This window comes from Sporosarcina contaminans (assembly GCF_042679045.1).
Classification (GTDB): Bacteria; Bacillota; Bacilli; order Bacillales_A; family Planococcaceae; genus Sporosarcina; species Sporosarcina contaminans.
Genome location: NZ_JBHTLT010000016.1, coordinates 19,018 through 45,266, shown reverse-complemented (window position 1 = coordinate 45,266; position 26,249 = coordinate 19,018). Strand labels below are relative to the sequence as shown.

Sequence of the window (26,249 nt, the reverse complement as noted above, 5' to 3'; positions counted from 1 at the left end):
TATTATATGCGCGTCGAAAATGAAAAGTCAAGCACGCTTATTCAAGATCTGCCACTGCTTCCAATTGTTCTGTATCCGGTTCGTATTCAAGCAGCTCTTCCCAATCATCAGTCCGAATCATATCAAGTTGAGCTTCGATGAGCATCCGAAATCTGTTTCTAAAAACTTTCGATTGTTTTTTCAAGTCTTCAATTTCCATCGCAATTTTTCTTGCACGCGTCAACGCCTCATTGACGATACGGTCTGCATTTTTTTCGGCTTCTTTTATAATTAGTTTTGACTCTTGTACAGAATTGCGACGGACATCTTCCGCTGCTTCTTGTGCAATAAGAATCGACTTTTGCAATGTCTCTTCAATTGAATTGAAATGGGAAATTTTCTCTTTTGTTTCCTTCAGGTTATTTTTCAAAGCCTTGTTTTCTTCAAGGACGTTTTCATAATCCTTCATGATCTGTTCCAAAAACTCATTCACTTCGTCTTCATCATAACCCCGGAATCCGCGGCTGAATTCTTTATTATGTATATCAAGTGGTGACAATGCCATCGAATGTTTCTCTCCCTTCCTTTATCCAATTCCATTATACATGCCACGCTGAAAGAAAACAGCAGTTTTCAACTGATTATCAGAAAAATCATGACAGTTTTCCTATCATGAGCCGAATCTTGTCTTTTTTTGTCCTCCCTTCGATCGAAACGATTTTAAACCGTCCGCCCCCCCTAACGGAAAGCATGTCCAGTTCATTTAACTCAAAAGATGTCTGCGTACGAACCGCATGATTCACTTTCACTTTTTCATTTTGAATATATGATGCCGCTTTTTGACGAGAACAATTGACAGCTGATGCAACAACTGCATCCAATCGAAGCGAACTAACAATATGTAGCTCTTCAACATATACATCACCACATTCGATCAATCGATCGACGGAATGCACTTCTTCAATGCGCACATTCGACTTGCCGATCGAAGTGAAGTTTGCACGCAAATAATCTTTCATTTCCTCTGCTGCCGCGAATTGCACTACATCGTCTTGTAGCCTAATATCTCCGAACTTAGACCTGTCTATCCCGAGCGACATGAGTGAGCCTAAAACATCTTTATGTTTTAACGTCATGAATTTTGATGGATAATTTACAGAGAAAACCTTCGTTTGGAAGTCTTCTGGTTCCGGCACAAAGTAATCAGGATAAATTAACATCCTTTTACGTTCAGCATCAGCAAATGCACCTGAGCCTGCTATAGAAAGCCTCGCGCTTCTAACAATTGATTCGATAATAAACTGCTGTCGCGGATCTAAAAAGCCTGTTAGCTTGGGAGTATACGAATCCTCCACCTCTCGCACATAGCTGGCCGCCATCTCGATGAAAGGCTGTTCTTCTTTTCTGAAATGCTGCAGTATTGCTTCCATCATGCTGTCTCTCCAATTCAAAATGCCATTCAATTGATAGAAAAAAATCTCACATAAGTGAGATATAAATTAATTTATATACTTCATAAATCCCTCTTCTGATCAAATATTGCAGAACAAATATTGCAACGATCGGCGAAAGATCAATCATTCCTAAAGGAGGAATGAACTTTCTGAAGAACCCTAAGTATGGTTCGGCGATTTTCCCTAAAAGCTGGCCGAATTTTGTTTCCCTCGATGCAGGAACCCACGACATTAAAATATAAATGATTAACAGTATGGAATAAATGTCAAGGACCTGAACTAAAATATTGTACACCATATTAAGAATAGCTATCATCTTTTAAAGTACACCTCATCCTATGTTCTATCTTTCAAAGTAATCCGAGATGGAGCCGGCCACCTCAACATTTTCTGGTACACATAGGAAAATGTCCGTTCCGATCCTCTGGATGTCGCCGCTAAGTGCGTACACCGTTCCGCTTAAAAAGTCGATAATTCGAATGCCTTGGTCTCTTTCAATCCGTTGCAAATTGACGACCACCGCACGTTTATTGAGCAAATGCTCCGAGATGTCTTGTGCTTCCGCATATACTCGAGGTTCGAAAAGAACAACTTTTGACGATTTTTGAATGCTTTGCAAGCTAACGACATTTGGTTTTTGCTGCGTTTCCACAATCGGCTGCTGTTTACGCACAGCCGCTTTCTTCGGGTTCTCTTGAACTGCTTGCTGCTGAGCTGCAGGCTGCTCTGTTGTTGCAGCTTCCTCTTCTTCATCTAAATAAAACCATTTTTCGAATCGTTTTTTCATGCTCATACGTCTCCCTCGCTCTCTGTCCCGACTAATGCCGTTCCGATTCTAACATGAGTGGCACCTTCTTCAATTGCAATCACATAATCATTAGACATACCCATCGATAATTGCGTACATGGAGCATGGCCAAATTGCTTAGAGGAGATTTCATCACGCAATTTACGCAATGACCGAAAGACATTACGGATCAAATCCTCATCTTTCGTAAATGGAGCCATTGTCATTAAACCAATGACACGGATTTTATCGTAATTCGACAATTCTTCAATGAATGACAGCAGTTCATCTGGATGAAGGCCGGATTTCGATTCTTCACCAGAAACATTTACTTGCACAAAGCATTGTACGATTTTCTCTGCTCGTTTTTGTATTTCTTTTGCAATGCTCATTCTGTCTAAAGAATGTAAAACGTCAATTTCATTTATAATGTCTTTTACTTTTCTACTTTGAACGTTGCCGATAAAATGCCATTTTACATTGTCATCGCGGATTTCCGATCGCTTTGAAAGTAGGCCATCCGGACGGTTTTCGCCTACATTCTTAATCCCTGCATTTATCGCTTCTTTTGTTCTCTTCGCAGAAACTTGTTTCGTTACAGCTACTATGCTCAGATCTTCTCGTTTCCGGCCAGCTCGTTCACAAGCGGCATGAATATGTTCTTCAATTAGACTTATACGTTGTTGAATCGTATCCAATACCATCACTACTTTTCATATTATATAAAATTGAGAAACCGCATTACCTGTCGCTTCCCGCTTTGACATTGAAAGTGCAAATCGCCAAAAACCATTTGAAAACATAGCTTCGCATTTGTCCACAAAGCCTGTTCGGTATAACAGGTCCGCAAAATTGCAGTTTCATAATTATACTTTGCTTTATTGTATCAAGTGATGGATCACTTATCAATTAGAAGTCTTTAATTATCGGACTTCTTTCCCACTAATACAATATCTTTTCCTATTGTCAGCACTTCATGGTATTTAATTTGCTTCATATCTTTCACTTTTGAATCCATAAAAAAGGATCTCTCCGCCCCACCAACATGTATACTTTCTAACTTTCCATTTTTAATGTCTACAGAGGCATCTTGAACGTACCCTAAAAAAGAACCTTTTTTTACTTCAATTACTTCTTTTTTTTGAAACTCCGAAAATCTCATCTCATTTCCCCTTTCCGCTTGTTATGATCAATTCTTTAGCATTCAGTAATAACTTGCAAATCCTACTTTAAGATATGCGAAACTGACGAAAAAAACGCAATGCATATTTTATGCATTGCGCGGGTGCACGTCATCATTTCTTTTCCATATTTTCACGAACAATTTGAATCGCATTTTTTTCAAGCCTTGAAATCTGCGCTTGCGAGATCCCTAATTCCTTAGCGATTTCCGTTTGTGTCTGTCCTAAATAAAAACGTTTTGACAAAATTAATTGTTGGCGATCTGTCATTTTAGATACAGTGTCTTTTACGGAGACATATGTGAGCCAGCGTTCTTCCGAAACCCTCGTATCTTGCAGTTGATCCATTATATAGACAGGATCTCCGCCTTCCCCATTCATTGGCTCGTGGAGTGACATCGGATCTTGGATGGCGTCAAGGGCAAATAATATATCATCTTCCGGAATGCCCGTCACTTCGGCCAAATCCGATATTTTTGGTTCCTTCTGATGTTCATTGACAAATTGTTCCTTAGCGCGGATCGCTTTATAAGCTATATCCCTCAAAGATCTGGACACTCTAATTGCATGGTGGTCTCGTAAATGCCTTTTAATTTCCCCAATGATCATTGGCACCGCATAAGTGGAAAAACGCACATTATGCTTCAAATCGAAATTATCGATTGATTTTAAGAGACCAATACATCCTACTTGAAAAAGGTCGTCCGCTTGTTCCCCCCGATAAGTAAACCTTTGAACAAGACTTAGGACCAATCGCAAGTTCCCGATGACTAACTCTTCCCTTGCCGATTCGTCACCATTTTGAAGCCGGATAAACGTTTCCCTCATCACTTCATTCGACAGTAATGGCAAATTGGACGTATCGATACCGCATATTTCTACTCTTGTACGTATCATTCGCTTTTCCTCCGCATTCTGTAGATGACTGTAGGAAATAGTCTGTCCATGCGTTTTAAGAATATGCGGGAAAACGATTCGCCAATTTCAACCATCAGGCAATCGGGTGATTGAGACGATCACGTAAATCAGAAATAATTTTCTTCTCTAATCGAGAAATATAGGATTGTGAAATGCCCAATAGTTCCGCTACTTCCTTTTGAGTCATTTCGATCTGTCCAGTCAAGCCAAATCGACATTCCATAATATATCGTTCACGCTCATCCAATGTGCTAATCGCTTCAATCATATGTTGCCTTTCCAGTTTTTTCTCTACATCATCAATAATAATATGCTCATCTGTGCCCAATATATCTGAAAGCAATAATTCATTTCCGTCAGCATCAGAATTCAAGGGTTCGTCGAAAGAAATCTCAGACTTCGTGCGATTCGTTTTACGCAAATGCATTAATATTTCATTTTCGATACAACGGGAGGCATATGTAGCCAATTTAATATTTTTATCGCTTTTAAAAGTCTCAATGGCTTTTATAAGCCCGATTGTCCCTATACTGATCAAATCCTCAATATGTGTATTTGTATTATCAAAACGGCGGGCGATATAGACGACTAATCTAAGATTTTTTTCAATTAGCGTGTCTCTTGCATCCATATCACCTTCCATGAAAGCACGAATCGCTTTTGCCTCTTCATCTCTCGATAACGGCCGTGGAAGCGACTCATGTCCTCCTATATAATACGTTCCTCCTTTCTTGAAGAAACTTTTTACGACTGCAAACCACTTTTTTAAACTATGCCACATGAACCGTTCCTCCCTCATTCTTTAGTGATTCCAATGCGGATACGTGTAAAATCGCTTCTGCTCCTTCAGGATAGCGCCGATCTTGCTCTGTCAAGACGATATAGCCCGATTGCAGTTTATCGCCACTGTCGATTTTCCAACAATCAAACTTAAAGCCGACTACCCAGGATGACCCAGATACAGTTTGAAGCTTGACTAGCCTCAATTGTTTTTGAGATGTTTCCGGAAAACTTCGCAAATCAGGAATGCCTTTCGGATCGAATGCTTGTAACGGTCCTTTGAGTTCTTCTGGCATATACGGTTCAACTACCCGATAAGATACGAAATGTACTGGATATCCAGTAAGAGGCTCAGTGCAGCTATTCCCTGTATCAATAAAACCCTCTACAGCAAATTCCTGTTGCCAAATCGACAGGGTTGTAGATACACGATACGAGGAAAGATGGCGGGCTTTTCTTACATCAAGCCATTTGACCTTCAAAAATAATAAGGACACATACGCAATGGATGCATAAATGAAAACAGAGAATAGGTCGTCTTGAAACGTCACTTTATTTATAAAGAACGTTAAAAGCCCTCCAGCAAACATAGCACCGATCAATACGATAACTGAAGTTTTCTTCCACGTCTCAATTGTTTTTCCGAAAGCAATACCAGTCATCCCGATAAAAGTAAAAAACAAAATAATAAATGACGATGAGAACAAAGTGACCGGTAACGCACCTACAAAAGAAGCGAACAATAATCGTCCGCGGGAAGCCTGTGCATGACAAATCTTATTGGCGAACAATAGGATTGCAAAATTGAAAACCATATTAATGCCCACGATAATTTCCCCATACATCAGGCCGCCCTCCTTGACCAACAGAATAACACTTGGCCAATGAAATGTTTGTCGGAATGAAGATTTATTTTCATAAAAAATTCGACAGAAAATACCGTGAAAAGTAAAAAGCCTTCAAGCTTGTCCGTAATGGACTTGCCTAAAGGCTTAACACTCAATAGTATATATTCAACGTTCAGCAGCTTATCGTCTTTGGCGATTCCGCAAAAATGTCGGAATGTCCAATGCGTCTTCTTGTTGATTGTTCTGCTGCCGAGTCGGTTCCGGTTGCTGGAACTGTGGAGTTTCCTCTCTGCGCGTATGTGTTTGCGGTGCAGATTGTTGAGGTTCTCTTTGACGAATTGAACCAAAATTGGAAGCTTTCGTTGTTTTCCCTTGGCTCAATTGCTCCTCACTAAACCCAGTTGCAATTACTGTTACTAAAATTTCGTCTTTCAAATCATCGTTAATGACGGATCCGAAAATCATATTTACCTCTTCATCCGATGCAGAAGCTACAATATCCGCAGCTTCTTGTACTTCGAAAAGGCTTAAGTTGGAGCCGCCCGTAATATTCATAAGAACACCTTTAGCCCCATCAATCGACGTTTCAAGCAACGGACTGGAAATCGCCTTCTTCGCAGCTTCTGACGCTCGGTTTTCGCCCGTCGACATACCGATCCCCATAAGAGCTGATCCTTTATTGGACATAATTGTCTTGACGTCTGCAAAGTCCAAGTTAATGAGTCCTGGAACTGCGATCAAGTCGGAAATACCTTGTACCCCTTGTCGAAGTACATTGTCCGCTTCCCTGAACGCTTCAAGCATCGGCGTATTTTTATCAACAATTTCTAACAGCTTATCATTCGGAATAACAATTAACGTATCTACAGATTCTTTCATTGCTGCAATGCCGCCGATTGCTTGTGTTGAGCGTTTCCGGCCTTCAAACGTGAATGGACGAGTTACGACACCTACAGTCAATGCACCTAAGTCCTTTGCAACTTGTGCAATTACAGGTGCTGCACCAGTACCCGTGCCGCCTCCCATTCCTGCTGTAACGAAGACCATGTCCGCGCCACGCAAAGCCTCTTCGATTTGCTCTTTACTTTCTTCGGCAGCTTTTTTACCGACTTCCGGATTTGCACCTGCACCTAATCCACGAGTCAACTTTGCACCGATCTGTAATTTCACTTCTGCATTGGATAAATTAAGGGCTTGGGCATCCGTGTTCACTGCAATGAATTCTACACCTTGCACGCCATGCTCAATCATTCTGTTGACCGCGTTATTTCCTCCACCACCAACCCCAATCACCTTAATGACTGCGAGTGAATCAATATTCGTATCAAAATCCAGCATTTTCTCTCCTCCTAATCCCTGTCAGACCATTTTCAATTTGTGTCATTCAAAAAAACCATCAAAGAATCGCTTAGTCCTGCTCATGAAGTTCGGTTTCTTCTCCTTATCCCTAAGGGGAGCTTTCTTTTTCACAGAGGGAGAATACTCCAATTCATCCGGAAGACTCGCAGTTTGTGATTCTGTATCAATACCAAAATACGTATCTTCCATATTAGCATAACGAATGAGGCCAACCGCAGTAGAATACATCGGTTCGCGCACTCCAATATATTCCGGAGTATGAATTCGAACTCTTGTTTTCAATACATAGCGGGATAATTGCAAGATTCCTTCTAACTTCGTTGTACCACCTGTTAAAACTACTCCTCCCGGCAAATCCCGAATACCCATATGGTACAACTCTTCCAATACGAGGTCGAATAATTCTTCTAATCGGACGCCGATAATTTCCGATATGTATCTTTGGCTATATTGGTCTTTAGAATCAGCACCAATGACAGGAACTTCAAATAACTCATCATCCGATGCATCATCGTAAAAAGCATGTCCATACTGATGTTTAATCTTTCTTGCCTGTTCAGTAGGTGTTTTCAATATGATCGATAAATCTTTCGTAATGTGATCGCCACCAACAGGAATAACCGATGTGGAAATGAACCGGTTATCGCCAAATACGGCAATCGTCGTAGAACCTCCGCCAATATCGATGAATGCCGTTCCATGGTTCATCTCATCTTCTGTTAAAGCGAAAGTGCCGGCCGCCAAAGGTTGCAAATATATTTCCCTAATGACGAGTCCTGCACGCTCTACACAGCGCAAGATATTATGAACCAAAGTCTTTGATGTAGTAATCAAAGTGCCGTCCATTTCTAAACGGACTCCGATCATGCCGCGTGGGTCTTTAATTTCATCATAATCGTCAACGATAAATTGTTTTGGAATGATGTTCACAATTTCCTTTTCAGGCGGAACAGACATCACTTGCGCTGATTTTATGACACGATCCAAATCATCGTCTGTTATTTCCCTGTTCTCCGAGTTTACCGCTACAACGCCTTTGACATCTTGCAAATGCACTCCGTTAGCAGGTATTCCTAAAATGACCTCCCGGATTTGCATACCTGTCATCCGTTCAGCCTGATCAACCGCTTTACGAATGGACTGGACAGTCGCATCGATGTCGATGATCGTTCCTTTGCGGATGCCTGCCGATTGAACGTTACCGACCCCGATGACATGGAGGGACCCGCCATCCACTTCGCCGATTAATACTTTGACTGACGAAGATCCTATATCAAGTGAAACGTAAATTGTAGATTGACTCAATTTTGGCACCTCCTATTTCAGCCCTTATCATACATTCTATTGTATTATCGTCCCGTTGTCTAAATATTTTCGCCATCTATCGCTCAATTCCTTTCAATCGGGAAATTTAATCTTAATTAGCAAATACTTTTCACCTTTTTACAGGTAAATCATGAGGATATTAGGAACTTTTCTTCCGCTCTGTCCATTTCATTAAAAGCGTCCTTCGAATGAGTGCTATATTTTGGAACAACCGAACGCCAAATGCAAAGACAGCAGCTAAGTATAAATCAACGCCAAGATTGACTCCTAAAAATGAAAGACCTGCGGCTAATGCTATATTGAAGAAAAATCCCGAAATGAACACTTTATCATCATACACTTGCTGTAAATGTGCCCGAATGCCGCCAAAAAGAGTATCTAAGGCAGCCAACACCGCAATGGATAAGTAGCTGCTATACATTTGCGGAATTTGAATATCGGATAACAGTCCTAATGATACGCCTATTAATAGGCCTAACAAAGGCAACCACATTGTCATTCCCCTTTCGGCAGCTCTTCCAAATATAGATTCTCATACTTTTCAGCCATTCCATGGATCACAACATCTTTGACAGGTTTGCTAATATCTAAAATTAAGTTATCAAGATAAAAATCATCGTGTATTGAAGAAGCTAATAAATAATTATAAAGCTTCTCACTTTCTGAAATGGTTGATGAGACGATTTTTATCTTAAAAGGGGGTGTGGACACGTTTAAGCCGTTTACTGTTGTCCAACCGTTAATTTCACGGATTGAACTCAATATAGAATATCTTTTTCCATCGATTTCCATATCAATGCCTTTGAAGCGGTTCACTTCATTGACGAAACGGGTGAGCAAATCCGGTGCAATACTTGTAATCGGAATACCATAAGCAATACTTTCAGGAGAAGGCTTCACATCGATGACAATTCCTGGACCAGTTCTATCGGTAATGCCTGCCCTTTGCCTAAGCTTGTCCACTGTTTCTGACAGTGCTTTTCCTGTATTTTGCTCATTCATTGATTGGTAGGTCGATAATGTACGATCTAACTCCCTAATTTCTGAAAGCAATTCCGAATGGAGTTTCTTTTCCTCAGCCAACTCTTGCCTTATTGCCCAAATATCTCTTGTATCCCGGATTTCAGGTTGTTTCATCGAATTGTATTGGACAGCGACCATAAAACCGATAATGAGGAGGACGATTGTAAATTTATAACTTATCGATTGTTTCATCCTTCCTCCTCCTTATTTCTTCTTGGATACTTTTTTCAGATGGAGAGTGCTGCTTGAAGCTCCACATTACGTCTCTTCACGCAATGCAGGCATTTTGACTTCTTTCAACTGTTCCAAAGAAACAATAATATTATCATGCTCGAGCTCGTCCATCACTCCGCCTTTTAACTTCAACGATTCTGCTAATACATTTGATTCTCCGATCGCTTCTATTACAAAAGGCGCTGGAAATGTTCTCCCGTCAATTTTTATGACAGGGCCGGTACATTTGATGTAAGAGTTTTCGGATATTCTTTGTCCATTGATCGATATTCCTTGTGCTCCAGAAATTTTTAATTCATTAACAACCCGCAAAACATGGCTTTCGTGAACAATATAGTCATTGGGATTCTGCTCTGTCGGATTATAATCCGCATCTGAGAGCGTCACTCGTACCCCTTGTCCAACCGCAGGAACAATGCCCAAAAGGAGCCGTAAATCTTTTGCTTCGCTTACTAATATTGAATGATCCTCTTCCATCGTTGAAAAAGACTTTTCAGCCTCACGTATTTCTTCTTGTTTGGCAAGAATTTCGTCTGCCAATTCCTTATTTCTTTCTTTTTGCTCGATTAAATCGCCACGATACTGTTCCTCTTTTTGGAATCCTTCAGGTAGTGATGCATCGCGATCTACCCCTAACGTTCGGTAAGAAAAAGCGAAAATGAAACCTGCGACTAAAAAAACGAAAGCATATAAAATATGTCTGCTCTTGTTTTGATCATTGTTCATCTTCTTCAACATCCATATCACTTTCCTCTTTTTTACCGTATAATTCGCTAAACGGGGTAAAAAATGTGCCTACTTCCATATCGATAATCCCTTTCTCATATTCATCTAATTGAGAGGTAATCTCGGGATAGTAAGCCATCTTTTCCGCAAACGTTGGAATGACAGCATGCACTTCATATCCATCATCCATATATGCAGTAATCGTATCTGCGTCATCTTCAGAACCCGTATAAATGATTTCCGAAATCAATTGGAAAACCTCTGCATCCATTTTTAACAATTGGGATGTAATCCGCTTTCTTACTTCCTCGTCATCCACCTTGTTCAAAATTGGTACATTCGGGTTTTGAATCGAATCGGGAAACATTTCACCGTTCTCTAAAAGCAATCCGAAATCATCACCATCTTCAATGTAGGCAACCATCTTCCATTCCGAAATGTTGATCTCGACATCACGCATCCATTTTCTAGTGACCTTTACCTCATCGACTCCTGCTATCGCTGACAATTTTTCTTCAACTTCTTGAGCGTCGAATCCCCAGAAAGGACTGTTTTCACCAATTCCGCTTTCCTCCAGATAGAACTGCTGGTCATAAAGGGTTGCCCCTCTTATGTGTATATCCTTCACCTTACTAAGGGGTGACTGAAAATACAAAAGTAGCAGAAGGGCTAACCCGAAGATGAATAACACGAACAAAAACTTCTTATTTGTTTTCCTTCTCCGTTTTTCTCGCATGGACGGAATTCGGTCTTCAATATCTATCACTTTGTCCATGGTATGCCCTCCTGTTAACTTTCACGTAGTCTTTTTATGAAATGCGAAATGCAGTATCGTCCCAGTTGCCATCCAAGTCGTCAGCAAGGAAGATCCTCCATAGCTTATGAACGGCAAAGTTACGCCCGTAACGGGCAGTAGGCCGGACACGACACCAACATTTAGGAACGTTTGAAAAATGATAATGGATGCCATACCTGCAGTCATTAAAAATGACCGAAATTCTTTTGTACGTATTGCAATGCCAAAAGCCGAAACTAACAAAGCTGAAAATAGCAGCAAAACTACTGTCGCACCGATAAATCCGGTCTCCTCCGCAATGATCGAAAAGATGAAATCGTTTTGTGGTTCCGGCAAATATAAATATTTTTGTCGGCTATTTCCATAACCATGCCCAAACAAGCCGCCCGGCGCAATCGCAAACAATGACTGGATACCTTGGAAACCCGCGCCCAATGGATCACTCCATGGATCGATGTATGACTTAATGCGATCTAATCGATAAGGTGCTGCAGCAATTAGCGCAACGAATGCCCCAATGCCAGCAAATCCTATAAGCGAAAAGAAAGTTAAAGGATATCCTGCAAGAAATAAGACGACAAAAGCAGAAACAATCATAATGACCGCCGAGCCAAGATCGGGCTGAAGCATGATTAGCGCAGCAGGCAATAATATGAGCACAAAATGACTCAGCTTGAAAACTTTCTTGCCTTTCGCTTGCTTCATCACGCATGAAAGTTTTCCGATCAAAGCAACTTTCACAAATTCGGCCGGTTGTATGCTAAAGGGACCTAACGCAATCCAACTTTGCGATCCATTCCGTACAGCACCGATGCCCGGAATCATGACCGCTATAAGCAAGACAATCGTTATGTAATAAAAAACGGTCCAAAAGGTCGGATGTGAAGTTAATGGACTTTTCATCATCATAAACGCTATCAAAATCGAGATTGCCATGTAAACGCCTTGCTTAACAATAAAGGGAGATGAATCAGCGTAATGCACTTGCCCCCAATAAGAACCAGCGGAATGGACAAATATCAATCCGACTAATGACAGCGCCACTGCCGAAATAATAAAAGCCCCCTTCAATTTCTGTTCCAGTGAATGCATCCTTCCGTTTGATGTTTAATAATCCTATTTCACAATTTCATTACTTCATCAATAAAAGCATCTCCACGTTGTTCAAAGCTTTTATACTGATCCCAGCTTGCACAAGCAGGAGAAAGGAGGATCGTATCCCCTTCTTCCGATTTTTCATAAGCGACTGCGACCGCATCTCCCATCGTTTGCACTTGAGTGACATCATCTATTCCACAACTGTGTGCAAATTCAGCAAAGCGCTCCGCTGTTTCTCCTATCGCAATAACAGCTTTCACATGCTCCATATAGGGTGCCAATTCTTCAAAAGAATGTCCTCTATCCAATCCTCCAGCGATTAAAAGCACAGGTGTCTGAAAAGAAGAAAGCGCACTTTTCGTAGCAAGCGTATTGGTAGCTTTTGAATCATTGTAAAATGATCTACGCTTCAATTCTTTCACAAACTGCATACGATGGCGAACGCTTGTAAATGAACCAAGCACGTTTTCAATCGCCGTCTTATCGCAATCGACCAAAATGGCGGCAGCTGTCGCAGCTAATACATTTTCTAAATTATGCGCTCCGACTAATTTGATAATTGAACGAGAAACGAAAGGTTCCCCTTGCCAATAAATCATATGGTCATCAGCAGAAATCCCATATGCAGTTCTGCCCTTCAAAGAAAACGGAATTTTCTGTGCTGCAGTTTGTTCTGCATACTGCTCTATTTCTGGCTGGTCTGCATTGTAGATGAAAAAGTCCTCTGCAGTTTGGTTCATCGTCACGTTTGCTTTAGACAATGCATAGGACTCCGAAGTTCCATGATAATCTAAATGTGCATCATATAAATTTGTCCAAATCGCAATCTTCGGCCTGAACTGTTCAGTTCCAGCAAGCTGGAATGAAGAAACTTCCATTACAATTAATTGATCAGGTTCCGCTTTTTCAGCAACAGTACAAGCGACAGTTCCTATATTTCCGGCAATAAGCGGTTTTTTTCCTCCGATATTCAGCATGTGAAATAATAGAGTCGTTGTCGTTGTCTTGCCATTTGAACCGGTAATCGCAATGATTGGCGCTTCGCTAATTCTTGAAGCCAACTCCACTTCTGTCCACACAGGAATTTTTTTCAAAATAGCGTTTTTCACTACTTCGTTATGATAAGGAATGCCAGGATTTTTTACAACAAGTTCAAATCCCCGATCCAAAATATCGTTCGGATGACCCCCACAGATGACCGGGATTCCCCTTTCCTTCAAAAGTGCTGCTTCTTCGTTTCCTTCTTCTGGTGATGCATCATTAACGACTACATTTGCCCCCATAGAAGAAAGTAAATTAGCAGCAGCATAACCGCTTTTTGCCAAACCTAACACTAATACATTTTTTCCTGCAAACTCTGTGAGCTCCTTCATTTACATCACCTCCAATAATACAGGGACGATAGCGGCCAATAATGCAATCCCCCAAAAAACAATGACGATTTTCCATTCTGACCATCCCGACAATTCAAAATGGTGATGAATCGGGCTCATTTTGAAAACCCTTTTTCCAGTCAATTTGAAGCTGATTACTTGAATGATGACTGACAAAGTTTCGATAACGAAAACAACACCGATGATAAGTAACAGCAACTCCTGCTTTACCAATACAGATAGCATGGCAAGCGTCCCGCCAAGAGCAAGCGAACCTGTATCTCCCATAAAGACTTTTGCTGGTTTTAAATTGAAGCATAAGAATCCTAACAATGCACCCGACACAACAAACGCGAACATCGCAATATCATATTGCTCATAAATAAGCCCATAAACTCCGAATGCAGCAAAGGCTATCGTAGATGTACCTCCGACAAGACCATCCAATCCATCTGATAAATTAACTGCATTTGAAAATCCAACTAACCAAAAAATTAAAAAGGCTACATAGAAAACACCTAAATCAATCGCAAAGTCTGTGAATGGTATTTGTACAGTTGTATCAAACGGTCCCATTTTCAATAAGAAAAAGGCGATAATAGCTATAATAATTTGCCCAATCAGCTTTTGAATCGAAGTCAATCCAAGATTTCTTTTCATGACGACAATTATGAAATCATCTAAAAAGCCAATTATGCCGAAGCCTGCTAAAACGATCAGTAAAACAATCGTTTGTGTTGTTAATACATCTTCGAATATGTAAGAAAGAGAAAGCATCGTAAGGATTATAGAGCTCAAGAAGATGAGGCCCCCCATTGTAGGGGTGCCTGCTTTCTTCTGATGCGACTCAGGGCCTTCCTCGCGGATGCTTTGCCCAAATTTCATTTTTCTTAGTAGGGGGATAATGAAAAACCCTAAAACTACTGTTACTATAAATGCGACGATAATAGCCGTCGTTGTCGTTCCGAGTGTCATATTATGTTCTCCTTAACTGTTCTGAAACTTTTAGATCAATTGCGCTCGGTATCGTTGTGTCAAGATTTCTATCCGCACGGATTCCATACCTTTTTAATCTATAAGTTCTATCAAAGGACAAACTTGAAATTCACAGCTGTTTGCCCATCATTGATTCTCTCCCTCTTCCGTATAGACGTGTATGACATCGTCTACACTGATAACCGTATCTGGTGCAGGCATTTGATACTTAATGACATCTCCTTCACCGTGCCATTCAATCCGGTACGTATGGAGCTGCCTTGCCACCATCCCTTTCGTCATTCCTGTCAAATCCGGCACTCGATGAGTGATCGGATCTCCCCATCTATATTCTTTTTCAATTTGTCCTTCTCTTTTCGTAATACCTGCCAAAGGAGCAATCTCTTCAATGATTCTGCCAACGATCGGAGCTGCGATAACTCCACCAAATTGGATCGAATTTTTCGGACTATCTACTGCGACGTATACTAACAATTCTGGGTCGTCTGCCGGAGCAAATCCAATAAACGAAACAATATAGTCCCCATCCTTATATGTACCGTCCACAACTTTTTGAGCAGTTCCCGTTTTCCCTCCTACACGTAGACCATCATTGAAAGCATTTCTTCCCGACCCGTTTGCGACGACGGATTCCAGTGCTTCCCTCACTTGCGAAGAAGTCTCTTCACTTACGACGCGTCGCCGCATTTCAGGTTCGAAGGATTGGATCGTTTCACCCTTATCATTCTTTATTTCCTTCACAATATACGGTCTAAATAAATATCCTCCATTAATGGCTGCTGCAACAGCTTGCACTTGCTGTATCGGTGTTACAGAAATACCTTGGCCAAAAGAAGTTGTAGCCTGTTCAACAGGGCCGAATGCTTCTTTTGAAAATAAAATACCTTTTGCTTCTCCAGCAATTCCCGATCCAGTTGATTCGCCAAAACCAAATTTTCGGATATAATCGTCCAGCCTCTCAGCACCTAATCTTTGTCCGATTTCAATAAATCCTGGGTTACAGGAATTCTCTACAACCTCAAGAAATGATTGATGGCCATGTCCTTCCCTTTTCCAGCAACGAAGCCGAGCATTGGCAACCATTGCGTAGCCGGGATCATTAAAATAATCATTATGCAAATCAATTACTTTTTCCTCTAAACCTGCTGCTAATGTTACAATTTTAAATGTGGATCCTGGCTCAAATGTCATCCAAACCGGCAAATTGCGATTATACACTTTAGAATCAATGCTTTGATAATCCGCTGGATGAAATGTTGGCATCGACGCAAGCGAGAGAATTTCTCCCGTTTTTGGATTCATGATAATGCCAAGCGCTTGCGTTGCATCATATTTTTCCATCGCCTGTGATAGCTCGCGCTCCATTATTTTTTGCATTTCAATATCGATTGTCAGTTCAACAGTCGACCCATTTTCACCTGATTGGAAACCGTCATCGACATGAGGCAACGGAATCGTCTTCGCATCGGTATATAATCTAATTTTATCGCCGGTTCCTTTAAGGATTTCATCATAAGCATATTCGATCCCTGCCAATCCTTGATTGTCGTATCCCGTAAATCCGATAAGCCTTGATAATAGTTCACCTTGCGGATAATTCCTCATAAAATCTACGCCAGTATACAATCCTTCGATTTGCAGCTTCGTTATTTCATCCGCTTGCTCTTTCGAAATATTTTTCCCCTCGGGCGCCAACTTTACCATATACCCTTTCTTGCTCATTTTCTCTAACAGTTTCTCCTGCTCAACACCTAAAATTGGAGAAAGGGCGGCGGCTACCTTTTCGGGCTCTTTATTTTGCGAAGGCATATAATATAGAGTGGGAGCCAAGCGATTCCCAACAATCAAATTTCCGTTTCTGTCATGTATCTCTCCACGAACAGCACCGAAAGGAATTTCCCTATCCCAGTTCTCTTCTGCACGCGCTTTCAGCCATTCATGCTTAATAATTTGAACATGAAAGAGCTTTCCAACGACTGCCAAAATGCATATGAGGAAAATAACGAATACTGCACGCAATCTCTTTTTGGATTGCAAATTTACATAGTTACGCAGCAGTCCACACCTTTCGTTTTTCTACCAACCTATGAATACAAAAGGCTCGCTATTCGTCATCCTCCGATTATCGCCTCTTCTTCTTCCTCATTTTCATCCTCTTCCATCACTTTATAGCGTTCCGACGGGACTTGAAGCTGAAGCACGATAGGCTCTGAAGGATTAACAATGGTACCTGCCGATAAACTTTGTTCGGTAACAAAGCCGTCTCCGTTCAATCGAATATCAAGACCTGATAACATTTTAAATGATATCGCCATTTTTTTCGACCACCCGGAAAAATTTGGAAGGACTGTATCGCCTTTAGTTTCTAAAAATACAACAGCTCCTTTATTGAGCTTAATTCCTTTTTGAGGATACTGATGGTCGATATTTCCTCCTTCCCCAATAAGAACTGGATCATATCCCATTTCCATGAGCTCCGACATTGCCTCTCCGGAATCCTTTCCTGTAAAGTCCGGTAATGTAACGGTAGTAACTTCACCAGCGTTTTCTGGGGCGATATTTAAGTATTTCAAACTACTTTCCATAATAGATGTATACAATTCCGCGACAGGATCCGAACCATACTGCCCTAATTTCAGCTTCGGCTGTTGAACAATAACATAGGTCAACAATTGCGGATCTTCAATAGGTGCCATCCCTAAAAATGAGTAAAGATAATTTCCATCGCCTGACAAATATCCACCGCCTGAAGGCTTTGGAATTTCTGCAGTACCAGTCTTCCCTCCGACTGAATAGCCGGATAACGCAAACTTCCTTCCCGTACCCCTTTCAGATGTAACGGTAGATTCAAGAATTTTGCGGACTTCTTTAGCCGTTTCTGCTGATATCGGCGACTTTCTTTCTTCTGGTTGATGGTCCTCAATCACTTCATCAGTATTCGGATCGATAATTTTATCGATCACATATGGCTTCATCATCTTTCCATCATTGGCAATTGCAGTTGCAGCTTGTATCATTTGCACAGGAGTTACGGTAGAACCTTGTCCATAGGATGTTGTCAGCCTTTCACTTGGGTTTACATCCAAAATAATACCGGGCGCTTCATGAGGAAGATCGATGCCCACTCTTTCACCGAATCCAAATCCTTTCAAATACTCGATAAACGTACGATCTCCCATACGTTCTAATAAATAGGCCATAGATACATTGGAAGAGAGTTGGAATCCTTCCAAAAAGCTGATACGTCCCCACCCAGTTTTATTTACATCCCGGATAACCCGGTCATAAATCGTATATTGTCCGGATTGATATTCAGCTAACGGATCCCATTTTCCTTCCTCAATAGCGGCAGCCAAAGTGAACATTTTCATCGTTGATCCAGGTTCAATTGTATTTTCGACGGCATCGTTCAACCAGTTTTCGGTCAGACCTTCCCGTGTTCCTGGATGGAATGAAGGCCGTTGGCTCATCGCATAAATTTCGCCTGTTTTAGGGTTCGCTACTATGACTAGCATCTTTTTAGGGGAATACTTTTCATTCACTACATTCATTGCATCTTCAACAAAGTTTTGAATCGCTTTGTCGATTGTCAGCTGGATCGTTAACCCGTCTTTTGCAGCGACAATATTCTTTTCCGTTTTCGGAAGGACAAATCCCCATCTATCTGTCTTGTAATCTACTTTTCCATTTGTTCCTGTCAGTTCTTCATTATAGGTTTTTTCCAACCCCATTTTACCGACCGTTTTAACATTTCCATTTTCGTCTTCCTCCCTCATCGCAAAACCGATAAGATAAGAGGCGAAATCTCCATTCGGATAAAATCGTTTCTTATCCTCAATGAACTGGATACCCGTAACTCCTTCTTCCTTAGCAGCTTTCTTGATCGCTTCCATCGTTTCATAGCTAATATCCCTGCCTGCTTTTCCGAACTCGATTTGGTAAGTATCTGGCTTCCGCTCTAATGCAGATTGCTGTATTCGGATCATTTCTTCTTTTTCCATTGGAATATATCGGCTAAGCAAATCCGCTGCTTTCTCGAAGTCTACAACATGCCTTGGCTCTTTGGCGCCTTTTTCAGTCGCCTTTTCACTCAAAATAGCGATCAATCGATAGCTCAATGTATCCGAAGCGATCAGCTCACCATCACGGTCAACGATCTTTCCCCGGTCGGCTCTCAATACTGCTTCCTTCGCATATCTTGCCTCCGCCATTGCAGCCATTTGACGTCCTTCCGCTTGACCAGTAATTTGAATGCTCAATAATCTTCCAAACAAAAGAAAAAAGAGCCCTCCGAAAAAAATGAACATCAGAAAGGCTCCCCATTGAAATCGAAACTTCTTTTTCATCGTCCAGGCACGACCTTTACGTTTTTCTCGTTAAGATTCAAGCCGAGCTCCTTCGCTTTATTCCAGATCACTTCGTATGTAGATTTTTCGCTCACTTGGATGGACAGTTCCGTATTCTGTTTTTCAGTCTCATCAATTTTGTTTGTAAGGAGCTGCACTTCCTTATTGGTATCATTAATTTGTGCCTGCGTATGCAAAATCATCGTCGAAAAAACAACAAGGGCCGTTGCAAATAGCGCGAACAAGAATTTTTCCCCTGTGGAAAAGATTTTCCGGGTTCGACGATTCGGCGAATGTTTCTCGGTTGTTTTCGGACTAACAGGTGTTTCAATATCATGAATAGTATCTGTCTGAAACTTTCTTTGTTCCAATGCCATCTAACAACTTCCCCCTTTTATCTTTTCTCTGCAATTCTTAGTTTTGCGGATCTCGATCTCTTATTCTGTTCAATTTCTTCTTCACTAGGCATAATCGGCTTTCTTGTCACAAGTTTCATCGTCGGCTCCAACTCCGGAGGAATGACAGGCAAATTGGGAGGTAATTCAGGCAATGATGACGCTTCCTTAAAAATCGTTTTGCAAAGTCTGTCCTCTAATGAGTGGAACGTAATAACACAAATGCGCCCTTTTGGGTTAAGCAGCGTCAAGGCATCTTCTATCGATTCCTCTGCCGCACCCAATTCATCATTCACAGCAATCCTGATCGCTTGGAACACTCTTTTAGCAGGATGCCCACCTGTGCGCCGAGCAGCTGCTGGTATACCTTCCTTAATGAGTTCCACAAGCTCCCCTGTTGTTTCAATCGGAGATGCCTTACGTGCTTCTTCGATTCTCCTCGCTATGCTTTTTGAGAATTTCTCTTCTCCGTAGCGGAAGAAAATTCGAACCAAATCTTCATATGACCATTCATTGACTACTTCAAATGCCGATAATGGAGCATCCATATCCATTCGCATATCTAACCTTGCGTCCTGGTGATAGCTGAATCCTCTCTCCGCAGTATCAAGTTGTGGCGAAGATACACCCAAATCATAAAGGATGCCATCGACTGATGAAATGCCAATTCGTTCAAGCTCACCTTTTAAATTTCTGAAATTCGAATGGATGAACGTCACTTTTGATAAATGTTCTTTTAATGTTTCCTTTGCAGCATGGATGGCAGTCATATCTTGATCGAAACAAATTAGCCTGCCGTCGGAAGACAATTGTTTCACAATTTCCAAGCTATGCCCCGCACCACCAAGTGTGCAATCAACGTAAATACCATCTTTTTTTATTGCAAGCCCTTCGACGGCTTCATGCAGTAAAACTGTTGTATGTTGAAAAATTGAAACCGCCTTCTTTCCAAAAGTAAATAAGTGTAATTAAAAATCAAAGTCGATAATATTCTCTGCGATTTCATTGAATGATTGCTCAGATTCATCATAATACGCATCCCAAGAAGTTTTCGACCATATTTCGATCCGACTTGAAACTCCGATGATGACGCAATCTTTTTCCACTTTCGCATAATCAAGGAGCTGTGATGGAATGTTTACACGGCCTTGCTTGTCCAGCTCTACTTCAGTTGCACCGGAAAAGAAGAAACGCGCAAACGCACGGGCATCTTTCTTCGTAACTGGGAGCGCCTTCAGCTTCTCCTCCAACCGTTTCCATTCCTCCATAGGGTAACCGAAGAGGCATTGATCTAGTCCACGGGTCAGCACAAAACCATCCGAAAGATGCTCCCTAAATTTCGAAGGGACGATCAAACGGCCTTTAGTATCGACAGTATGCTGATATTCACCCATGAACATACTCTTCACCCCACTATATAAATTAAATGTACCACATCCCCCCACATTCCTCCACTCATTTTCATATGAACAATAAAAATATGTCAATAGTATCAAAAGTGGCAGGAGACGGCTAACTGTGATAGGCGTTGGAAGACTAAATACTCATGTCGAGCGGAAATGTCGGAACTTGTACGACCTTGTACTTCGGAAGACTAGAAATAATGGAGCTTTTTGCCTTTTGAAGTAAAGGCAGTCTAAATATGCCTCGGCCTGAGGAAACGTGGCACGAATACATCCTAAATATTATAGAGCTTGTGCACTCATAGCATAGATTTGTGCGTAAAAGTGTTTTCACACACAAAAACACCTTTCCAGATCATCCGGAAAGGTGTTTTTCAAAATTATAAATAAACGATTTGATGCTTGCCATTCATTTCAAACGGCAGTTGCAATAAATTTTTTATTAAATCTGGCCCATACGTATTCATGAATGAGTATGGAGTGTAAATTCGTTCTTGCAATGAACCGTCGACATATAATTGCCCATCTAAAAGCTGATATTTGCGAAGCGCTGTTTCATGCTTACGGAGCAGTTCATCTTCTGCCTTATTCCGTAAAAACTCGAACTGTTTTTTATGATAATCAAGATTCTTTTCAACAATCGGCAGCAAGCCATCGCTCACTTCACTCGTCAATATTTTATATTGTTCTTCTAAATCTTTTTCCATTTTTTGAACCATCTTATCGAACCGCTCGTTTTTCAATGTTTCAATAAAACGATCTCGCTCTTCCGCCACTCGCCCTTGCAATACATCCTCCACTGTCAATGAAACATCTGACAAAGCCTGAGTTGCTTTGGAAGTTATTAGAGTAATCGACATTCTTGGAGTAATGATTGGCATTTTTATGTCAAAATGATGAAATGCTTCTTTTAGCAAAGCCCAATAAGCGATTTCTCCAGGCCCTCCTACAAACGAAAGGACAGGGAAAATCAAGTCTTGCATAATCGGACGTGTTGCCACATTATTACTTAACAGCCACGGTTCATTTTGTGCAATCTCAAGCATTTCCTTTTCCGTCTTTCGGAAGCCTATCTGTTCATTGACAAACTTTCCGTCTTTTATCGACAAGAGAACTCTACCCGTTTCATGGACGTAAAATAAATTAGCTGCCGCTTCTTCAGCATAAAGAGGTTGACTAAATCCAAAGTTGCAATATTCCTCTTCCTTCTGAACGATTGAACTTGAGATCGCAGCAGCACCTTCGATCATCTGCCGGAAGTATGGCGACTCCATTTGACGCAGCGTCTTATAGGCAGAGTCAATGAATAACAGCCCTTCTTCTTGGAAAAATCCGTTCATTAGCCGGACAAAAAATTGAGTGAATGTCTTTTCTTGTTGCGCAGCAAATAACACGTCTTGCAATAAGTCCTTCGTATATTCAGTCTCACCGAATTTTTTAAACACCTCTTGCAAATAGGTGGTCATCTGTTGTTGATCGTACTCCGCATCAGAAGCCATCCATTTCAACACAAATTTTTCTTCGTATTGCTGCTTAATCGCTTTTCCATTTAATTCGGTATAGACGTGGTTAATCTCAGCTAAATCATGGTCTTCACCAGCAACCCAAAAGACAGGGATAACAGGAACACCTAATTCTTTTCTTTTCTGTTTAGCCAATAAAATAACTGTAATCGCCTTGTGGACGGAATAAAGTGGACCGGTCAAAATCCCGGCTTGTTGACCGCCTATAACAACAACACCGTTTTCCTTCATTTCAGTGAGATGGACCTCCGCTTGCTCAGAAATCCCAAACGGTTCCATGAACGATCGGATAGTCGCTGAGAGTTTCTCCCGTTGAAATGACCTCATTTTTAGTTCTTTCAACCGTTCTTTATAAGACGTTTCATTGTTTTCATAATCAAAAAAAGTATGTATGAATTGCTGATCCTCAAAATATGACTGTAAAACTTTATTACCTTTCAAAGCAATTGATTCGATTTCCATCATTCAAGCCCCTTTTTCCTTCTGTATGAACAGAGTATAGCATTCAATCTCACTTGAATGAAAACATACGCTTACTAACTTTATTCTTTTAAAAATTGACGTTATTTCGTATAAGAAATGACATTCAGAATTACACCAGCAGCCATTAATACGACATAAGCCGCTGTGAGCAAAAGAAAATAAAGCCTCCATGTTTTTTGGAGCAAACGTAGTATCTTATATTCTTTGACGCGAAAACGTTCTAATATCGCGTAAATCATCCCAATTAACATTGCAATCCCAGCTAAATATATTCCTGTTCCCCGTCCAAAAACGGCCACGGATAAAGCGTATACCGATAAAAAAAGAAAGGGAGTCGTCACGTCAGCAGCTCGTCCAATATATGTAGCAGGCGCTCTTCCGAACTTCCTCACGACAATTAAGAATACGAGTGCAATAAGAAATGGACAAAGTACGAGAATTCCTGCAAAGAACGAAAGTATAGAGCCCAAAATCCGTCACCCTCTTCCATTTATAGCATGAAGCATTTGCTCTAATAAAGCGAGTGTCGGAAGCGTCTTGCCATTGTTTTTCGCTAATCTTAAGATCGGAGTGACGATCGTATCAATTTCCATCACATTGCCATTCATTCGATCTTTAAGCATTGAGGAATGGTTCATCCTTGTTTTTTCGCAAACTGTCAACAAATCTTCCAAAGGCAAAATATCCGGCATTTCAGCGATTCCATTGTTCATTTCCTCATACAATTGCAATAAAATAGTTTTGCAATGTGGATTTTCAAGCAACTCACCGTTTCTCACTTGCAACATAGCAGTTAGGGGATTAATCATGCAATTGATCAGTGTCTTGCGCAAAATAATTTCATCGGCGCTATGGTGATAATCAATGGGGAAATTTGGAGAAGCCGCCTGTTCCATAAAATCAAAGCCTATACCACCATTTTTTGATGCTGCTATTTTCAGCTGCCCAACTCCGTTATGCGAGCACGTCCTCACATCGAGCCGCTCCGCTCCATGTTCAACAGTCGCAAAGTACAATTCAGGCAAACCGCTTTTTCTTGCATCTTCGACATGCGCCATGCCATTTTGCACGAACAGAATAGGATGCACCATTTCTTTTTCCATCAGCAATTTCAAAATCGGTTTAATGCCCGCATATTTGACAGCGACAATCCAAGGAACATTATACGGCAACTTATTCGGGTCAGAAAAGGCTTCAACATTGAAAGTCCCCGTTTTCCCATTTACGATGCGCTGTATTCCATTTTCACGAATTTGCCTCGCAGCTTCTTCTTTTCTAACAAGAAAACCGACCTTCATGCCAGCCTCACATAAATAACTCCCAATCAGCATGCCGATCGCCCCTGCACCGGCTATGACAATATCCATCCTCTTTCCCCCTTTTCAACAGGGCTTCCAAAGCGGAAACTCTCAACTCGTTTAACAAACGCTCACATACTGGAAATCGAACAACGTAGCGTTCAATATGCCGTATTTCTAAGCCCTTTGCAGAAATAAACGAACTCCCGACATTACGAATTTAAGCTGCCTTCTACATGGCAAGCGTTATGAAGCTAAGCTGAGAACATCCCTTCCTTATAACGAAAACCCTAAAACGCCTGTAGCTAAAGTGAAAATATACTTATCTACAGTCTGAGGGCCTCCATAACGGAAGCCCTCTCATTTTGCTTAATTCAATTATACAGGATAAACCGGATGTTTTTTAGGTGGTAACGGAATATCTTTTGAAGAATAAAATCTGAATCGATCCGATAGGACAGAGCGTAAATCCGATGGCGCGATAATCTCGTCAACGATGAGTTCCGAAGCCATCTTATATATATCAATTTCAGCTTTATATTCTTTATGCTTTTCTTGTACGAAGGCTATCCGCTCTTTCGGATCTTCGATTGCTTCGATTTTATTCGAATAAACAGCATTGACTGCGGCCTCTGGACCCATGACAGCTATTTGAGCGGTTGGCAGCGCGATGCAAACGTCTGGCTCGAATGCAGGACCCGCCATCGCATATAGGCCAGCACCATACGCTTTGCGTACTATGACAGAGATTTTCGGCACAGTCGCAGAACTCATTGCCATAATTAACTTAGCTCCATGGCGAATGATGCCGTCCCGCTCCACTTTCGTTCCAATCATGAAGCCCGGTACATCAGCTAAGAAAAGCAACGGAACCGAAAATGCATCGCAAAGGTTTATGAATTTCGCCGCTTTGTCTGCAGAATCGACAAATAATACACCACCCTTTACTTTGGGCTGGTTAGCGATAATGCCGACTGGCTGGCCATCAATGCGTGCAAGCCCTGTAATAATTTCAGGGGCAAACAATTTCTTCACTTCGAAAAAACTATTTTCATCAATAATCGCATCAATCGCTTCGTACATATCAAAAGGCGCGTTTTGGTTTTCAGGGATAATCTCTTCCAATGAACGGCCTTCTTTCGCAGAAATCGACCCTCGAACGGGAGGCATTGCAGTAAAATTAGAAGGGAAGAAATCAAGATAACGGCGTGCCTCTTCGATGGCCTGTTCCTCACTCGTGCACAAGACATCACCACAGCCACTAACGGAACAATGCATTTTAGCGCCGCCCATTTCTTCCAATGTCACTTTTTCACCGATTACTTTTTCCGCCATTCGCGGAGATCCTAAATACATAGATGCATTGCCTTCCACCATTATGACAAGGTCACAAAATGCAGGTATATACGCCCCACCTGCCGCCGATGGACCAAACAGCAAACATATTTGTGGGATGAAACCTGATAGCCTCACTTGATTATGAAAAATCCTGCCCGCACCACGCCGATTCGGGAACATATCAAGCTGATCCGTAATACGTGCCCCAGCAGAATCGACAAGGTATAACAGCGGCACTTTATTCTTTTCCGCCACTTCTTGAATTCGAATTATCTTTTCGACAGTCCGGGCTCCCCACGACCCCGCTTTGACAGTCGAATCATTCGCCATGACGCATACAGTTTGGCCGTTCACTTTCCCCATTGCTGTGACAACACCGTCAGCCGGCAAATCATTCGCTTCACAATTTGCAAATTTACCATCTTCAAAATATGTGCCATCATCAAATAACAGCCGTAACCGTTCTCTTACAAACAACTTATTCTGTTCTTTCAGCTTCTCATGATATTTCGGATGTCCTCCAGATTCTATTTCTCTTACCCTTTTTTCCAATTGCTCATTATAACTTGTTTGCTCTTTCATATT

The 26,249-nt window shown here is 41.3% G+C and carries 27 protein-coding genes; all 27 read right to left on the bottom strand.

Annotated features, from left to right (window positions below; translation table 11 throughout):
- Positions 1-37: 37 nt before the first annotated feature.
- Entirely contained in the window at positions 38-544 is a 507-nt protein-coding gene (locus tag ACFQ38_RS02895) for a DivIVA domain-containing protein (RefSeq protein ID WP_381479751.1), read from the bottom strand.
- An 88-nt stretch (positions 545-632) separates the two neighbouring features.
- Positions 633-1,409 (bottom strand): YlmH family RNA-binding protein, encoded by a 777-nt coding sequence (locus ACFQ38_RS02890; RefSeq protein WP_336823086.1) that lies wholly within the window; start codon positions 1,407-1,409, stop codon positions 633-635.
- A 49-nt stretch (positions 1,410-1,458) separates the two neighbouring features.
- Positions 1,459-1,749 (bottom strand): YggT family protein, encoded by a 291-nt coding sequence (locus tag ACFQ38_RS02885; protein WP_381479749.1) that lies wholly within the window; start codon positions 1,747-1,749, stop codon positions 1,459-1,461.
- 27 nt (positions 1,750-1,776) lie between these two features.
- A complete protein-coding gene (locus tag ACFQ38_RS02880) occupies positions 1,777-2,226 on the bottom strand; it encodes a cell division protein SepF (RefSeq protein WP_336823042.1) in 450 nt (149 codons plus the stop codon).
- Positions 2,223-2,924 carry a YggS family pyridoxal phosphate-dependent enzyme gene (locus ACFQ38_RS02875; protein ID WP_336823041.1) on the bottom strand — a complete coding sequence of 234 codons (702 nt, stop codon included), beginning with the start codon at positions 2,922-2,924 and terminating at the stop codon, positions 2,223-2,225. The genes ACFQ38_RS02880 and ACFQ38_RS02875 overlap by 4 nt, the downstream gene beginning before the upstream one ends.
- 215 nt (positions 2,925-3,139) lie before the next feature.
- Positions 3,140-3,382, bottom strand: a complete 243-nt coding sequence (locus ACFQ38_RS02870) for a PRC-barrel domain-containing protein (protein ID WP_336823040.1) — start codon at positions 3,380-3,382, stop codon at positions 3,140-3,142.
- 133 nt (positions 3,383-3,515) lie between these two features.
- Positions 3,516-4,298: an RNA polymerase sporulation sigma factor SigG gene (sigG, locus tag ACFQ38_RS02865; RefSeq protein WP_336823039.1), complete on the bottom strand. Its 783-nt coding sequence runs from the start codon at positions 4,296-4,298 to the stop codon at positions 3,516-3,518.
- 94 nt (positions 4,299-4,392) lie between these two features.
- Positions 4,393-5,100 (bottom strand): RNA polymerase sporulation sigma factor SigE, encoded by a 708-nt coding sequence (gene sigE / locus ACFQ38_RS02860; RefSeq protein WP_336823038.1) that lies wholly within the window; start codon positions 5,098-5,100, stop codon positions 4,393-4,395.
- Positions 5,090-5,944: a sigma-E processing peptidase SpoIIGA gene (locus tag ACFQ38_RS02855; RefSeq protein ID WP_336823037.1), complete on the bottom strand. Its 855-nt coding sequence runs from the start codon at positions 5,942-5,944 to the stop codon at positions 5,090-5,092. Before ACFQ38_RS02855 ends, sigE begins: the two co-directional genes overlap by 11 nt.
- A gap of 183 nt (positions 5,945-6,127) precedes the next feature.
- Positions 6,128-7,285 carry a cell division protein FtsZ gene (ftsZ, locus tag ACFQ38_RS02850; RefSeq protein WP_336823036.1) on the bottom strand — a complete coding sequence of 386 codons (1,158 nt, stop codon included), beginning with the start codon at positions 7,283-7,285 and terminating at the stop codon, positions 6,128-6,130.
- A gap of 42 nt (positions 7,286-7,327) precedes the next feature.
- Positions 7,328-8,611 (bottom strand): cell division protein FtsA, encoded by a 1,284-nt coding sequence (gene ftsA / locus ACFQ38_RS02845; RefSeq protein ID WP_336823035.1) that lies wholly within the window; start codon positions 8,609-8,611, stop codon positions 7,328-7,330.
- Positions 8,612-8,771: 160 nt separating this feature from the next.
- Complete coding sequence (locus tag ACFQ38_RS02840; RefSeq protein WP_336823034.1) at positions 8,772-9,125, bottom strand: small basic family protein; 354 nt, start codon at positions 9,123-9,125, stop codon at positions 8,772-8,774.
- 2 nt (positions 9,126-9,127) lie between these two features.
- The gene (locus ACFQ38_RS02835; protein ID WP_336823033.1) at positions 9,128-9,847 is read right to left on the bottom strand and encodes a DUF881 domain-containing protein; all 720 of its coding nucleotides are present in this window, start codon (positions 9,845-9,847) and stop codon (positions 9,128-9,130) included.
- Positions 9,848-9,913: 66 nt separating this feature from the next.
- Positions 9,914-10,615, bottom strand: coding sequence for a DUF881 domain-containing protein (locus ACFQ38_RS02830; RefSeq protein WP_336823032.1), 702 nt, complete (start codon positions 10,613-10,615; stop codon positions 9,914-9,916).
- Positions 10,605-11,390: a cell division protein FtsQ/DivIB gene (locus ACFQ38_RS02825; protein ID WP_381479748.1), complete on the bottom strand. Its 786-nt coding sequence runs from the start codon at positions 11,388-11,390 to the stop codon at positions 10,605-10,607. The genes ACFQ38_RS02830 and ACFQ38_RS02825 overlap by 11 nt, the downstream gene beginning before the upstream one ends.
- A 21-nt stretch (positions 11,391-11,411) precedes the next feature.
- The gene (ftsW, locus tag ACFQ38_RS02820; RefSeq protein WP_381479747.1) at positions 11,412-12,503 is read right to left on the bottom strand and encodes a putative lipid II flippase FtsW; all 1,092 of its coding nucleotides are present in this window, start codon (positions 12,501-12,503) and stop codon (positions 11,412-11,414) included.
- A 29-nt stretch (positions 12,504-12,532) separates the two neighbouring features.
- Complete coding sequence (murD, locus tag ACFQ38_RS02815; RefSeq protein ID WP_381479746.1) at positions 12,533-13,882, bottom strand: UDP-N-acetylmuramoyl-L-alanine--D-glutamate ligase; 1,350 nt, start codon at positions 13,880-13,882, stop codon at positions 12,533-12,535.
- Positions 13,883-14,857: a phospho-N-acetylmuramoyl-pentapeptide-transferase gene (gene mraY / locus ACFQ38_RS02810; protein WP_336823028.1), complete on the bottom strand. Its 975-nt coding sequence runs from the start codon at positions 14,855-14,857 to the stop codon at positions 13,883-13,885.
- A gap of 147 nt (positions 14,858-15,004) precedes the next feature.
- A complete protein-coding gene (locus tag ACFQ38_RS02805) occupies positions 15,005-16,897 on the bottom strand; it encodes a penicillin-binding transpeptidase domain-containing protein (RefSeq protein WP_381479745.1) in 1,893 nt (630 codons plus the stop codon).
- 92 nt (positions 16,898-16,989) lie between these two features.
- The gene (locus ACFQ38_RS02800) at positions 16,990-19,185 is read right to left on the bottom strand and encodes a penicillin-binding protein (protein WP_381479743.1); all 2,196 of its coding nucleotides are present in this window, start codon (positions 19,183-19,185) and stop codon (positions 16,990-16,992) included.
- A gap of 35 nt (positions 19,186-19,220) precedes the next feature.
- On the bottom strand, positions 19,221-19,601 hold the full coding sequence (ftsL, locus tag ACFQ38_RS02795; protein WP_336823025.1) for a cell division protein FtsL: 381 nt from the start codon (positions 19,599-19,601) through the stop codon (positions 19,221-19,223).
- A 17-nt stretch (positions 19,602-19,618) separates the two neighbouring features.
- Entirely contained in the window at positions 19,619-20,551 is a 933-nt protein-coding gene (rsmH, locus tag ACFQ38_RS02790; RefSeq protein ID WP_381479818.1) for a 16S rRNA (cytosine(1402)-N(4))-methyltransferase RsmH, read from the bottom strand.
- A gap of 36 nt (positions 20,552-20,587) precedes the next feature.
- Positions 20,588-21,019 carry a division/cell wall cluster transcriptional repressor MraZ gene (mraZ, locus tag ACFQ38_RS02785; protein WP_336823024.1) on the bottom strand — a complete coding sequence of 144 codons (432 nt, stop codon included), beginning with the start codon at positions 21,017-21,019 and terminating at the stop codon, positions 20,588-20,590.
- Positions 21,020-21,402: 383 nt separating this feature from the next.
- Positions 21,403-23,007: a bacillithiol biosynthesis cysteine-adding enzyme BshC gene (bshC, locus tag ACFQ38_RS02780; protein ID WP_381479742.1), complete on the bottom strand. Its 1,605-nt coding sequence runs from the start codon at positions 23,005-23,007 to the stop codon at positions 21,403-21,405.
- A 101-nt stretch (positions 23,008-23,108) separates the two neighbouring features.
- Positions 23,109-23,498: a DUF3397 family protein gene (locus tag ACFQ38_RS02775; RefSeq protein ID WP_336823022.1), complete on the bottom strand. Its 390-nt coding sequence runs from the start codon at positions 23,496-23,498 to the stop codon at positions 23,109-23,111.
- A 6-nt stretch (positions 23,499-23,504) separates the two neighbouring features.
- Positions 23,505-24,395, bottom strand: a complete 891-nt coding sequence (locus ACFQ38_RS02770) for a ketopantoate reductase family protein (RefSeq protein WP_336823021.1) — start codon at positions 24,393-24,395, stop codon at positions 23,505-23,507.
- Between the two features lie 309 nt (positions 24,396-24,704).
- The gene (locus tag ACFQ38_RS02765) at positions 24,705-26,246 is read right to left on the bottom strand and encodes an acyl-CoA carboxylase subunit beta (RefSeq protein ID WP_336823084.1); all 1,542 of its coding nucleotides are present in this window, start codon (positions 26,244-26,246) and stop codon (positions 24,705-24,707) included.
- Positions 26,247-26,249: the final 3 nt, after the last annotated feature.

Bases quoted from the DNA above. Each gene is read 5' to 3' on its own strand.
- ACFQ38_RS02895 (WP_381479751.1), bottom strand. From the start codon at position 544: ATGGCATTGTCACCACTTGATATACATAATAAAGAATTCAGCCGCGGA.
- ACFQ38_RS02890 (WP_336823086.1), bottom strand. From the start codon at position 1,409: ATGGAAGCAATACTGCAGCATTTCAGAAAAGAAGAACAGCCTTTCATC.
- ACFQ38_RS02885 (WP_381479749.1), bottom strand. From the start codon at position 1,749: ATGATAGCTATTCTTAATATGGTGTACAATATTTTAGTTCAGGTCCTT.
- ACFQ38_RS02880 (WP_336823042.1), bottom strand. From the start codon at position 2,226: ATGAGCATGAAAAAACGATTCGAAAAATGGTTTTATTTAGATGAAGAA.
- ACFQ38_RS02875 (WP_336823041.1), bottom strand. From the start codon at position 2,924: ATGGTATTGGATACGATTCAACAACGTATAAGTCTAATTGAAGAACAT.
- ACFQ38_RS02870 (WP_336823040.1), bottom strand. From the start codon at position 3,382: ATGAGATTTTCGGAGTTTCAAAAAAAAGAAGTAATTGAAGTAAAAAAA.
- sigG (WP_336823039.1), bottom strand. From the start codon at position 4,298: ATGATACGTACAAGAGTAGAAATATGCGGTATCGATACGTCCAATTTG.
- sigE (WP_336823038.1), bottom strand. From the start codon at position 5,100: ATGTGGCATAGTTTAAAAAAGTGGTTTGCAGTCGTAAAAAGTTTCTTC.
- ACFQ38_RS02855 (WP_336823037.1), bottom strand. From the start codon at position 5,944: ATGTATGGGGAAATTATCGTGGGCATTAATATGGTTTTCAATTTTGCA.
- ftsZ (WP_336823036.1), bottom strand. From the start codon at position 7,285: ATGCTGGATTTTGATACGAATATTGATTCACTCGCAGTCATTAAGGTG.
- ACFQ38_RS02840 (WP_336823034.1), bottom strand. From the start codon at position 9,125: ATGTGGTTGCCTTTGTTAGGCCTATTAATAGGCGTATCATTAGGACTG.
- ACFQ38_RS02835 (WP_336823033.1), bottom strand. From the start codon at position 9,847: ATGAAACAATCGATAAGTTATAAATTTACAATCGTCCTCCTCATTATC.
- ACFQ38_RS02830 (WP_336823032.1), bottom strand. From the start codon at position 10,615: ATGAACAATGATCAAAACAAGAGCAGACATATTTTATATGCTTTCGTT.
- ACFQ38_RS02825 (WP_381479748.1), bottom strand. From the start codon at position 11,390: ATGGACAAAGTGATAGATATTGAAGACCGAATTCCGTCCATGCGAGAA.
- ftsW (WP_381479747.1), bottom strand. From the start codon at position 12,503: ATGCATTCACTGGAACAGAAATTGAAGGGGGCTTTTATTATTTCGGCA.
- murD (WP_381479746.1), bottom strand. From the start codon at position 13,882: ATGAAGGAGCTCACAGAGTTTGCAGGAAAAAATGTATTAGTGTTAGGT.
- mraY (WP_336823028.1), bottom strand. From the start codon at position 14,857: ATGACACTCGGAACGACAACGACGGCTATTATCGTCGCATTTATAGTA.
- ACFQ38_RS02800 (WP_381479743.1), bottom strand. From the start codon at position 19,185: ATGTTCATTTTTTTCGGAGGGCTCTTTTTTCTTTTGTTTGGAAGATTA.
- ftsL (WP_336823025.1), bottom strand. From the start codon at position 19,601: ATGGCATTGGAACAAAGAAAGTTTCAGACAGATACTATTCATGATATT.
- mraZ (WP_336823024.1), bottom strand. From the start codon at position 21,019: ATGTTCATGGGTGAATATCAGCATACTGTCGATACTAAAGGCCGTTTG.
- bshC (WP_381479742.1), bottom strand. From the start codon at position 23,007: ATGGAAATCGAATCAATTGCTTTGAAAGGTAATAAAGTTTTACAGTCA.
- ACFQ38_RS02770 (WP_336823021.1), bottom strand. From the start codon at position 24,395: ATGGATATTGTCATAGCCGGTGCAGGGGCGATCGGCATGCTGATTGGG.
- ACFQ38_RS02765 (WP_336823084.1), bottom strand. From the start codon at position 26,246: ATGAAAGAGCAAACAAGTTATAATGAGCAATTGGAAAAAAGGGTAAGA.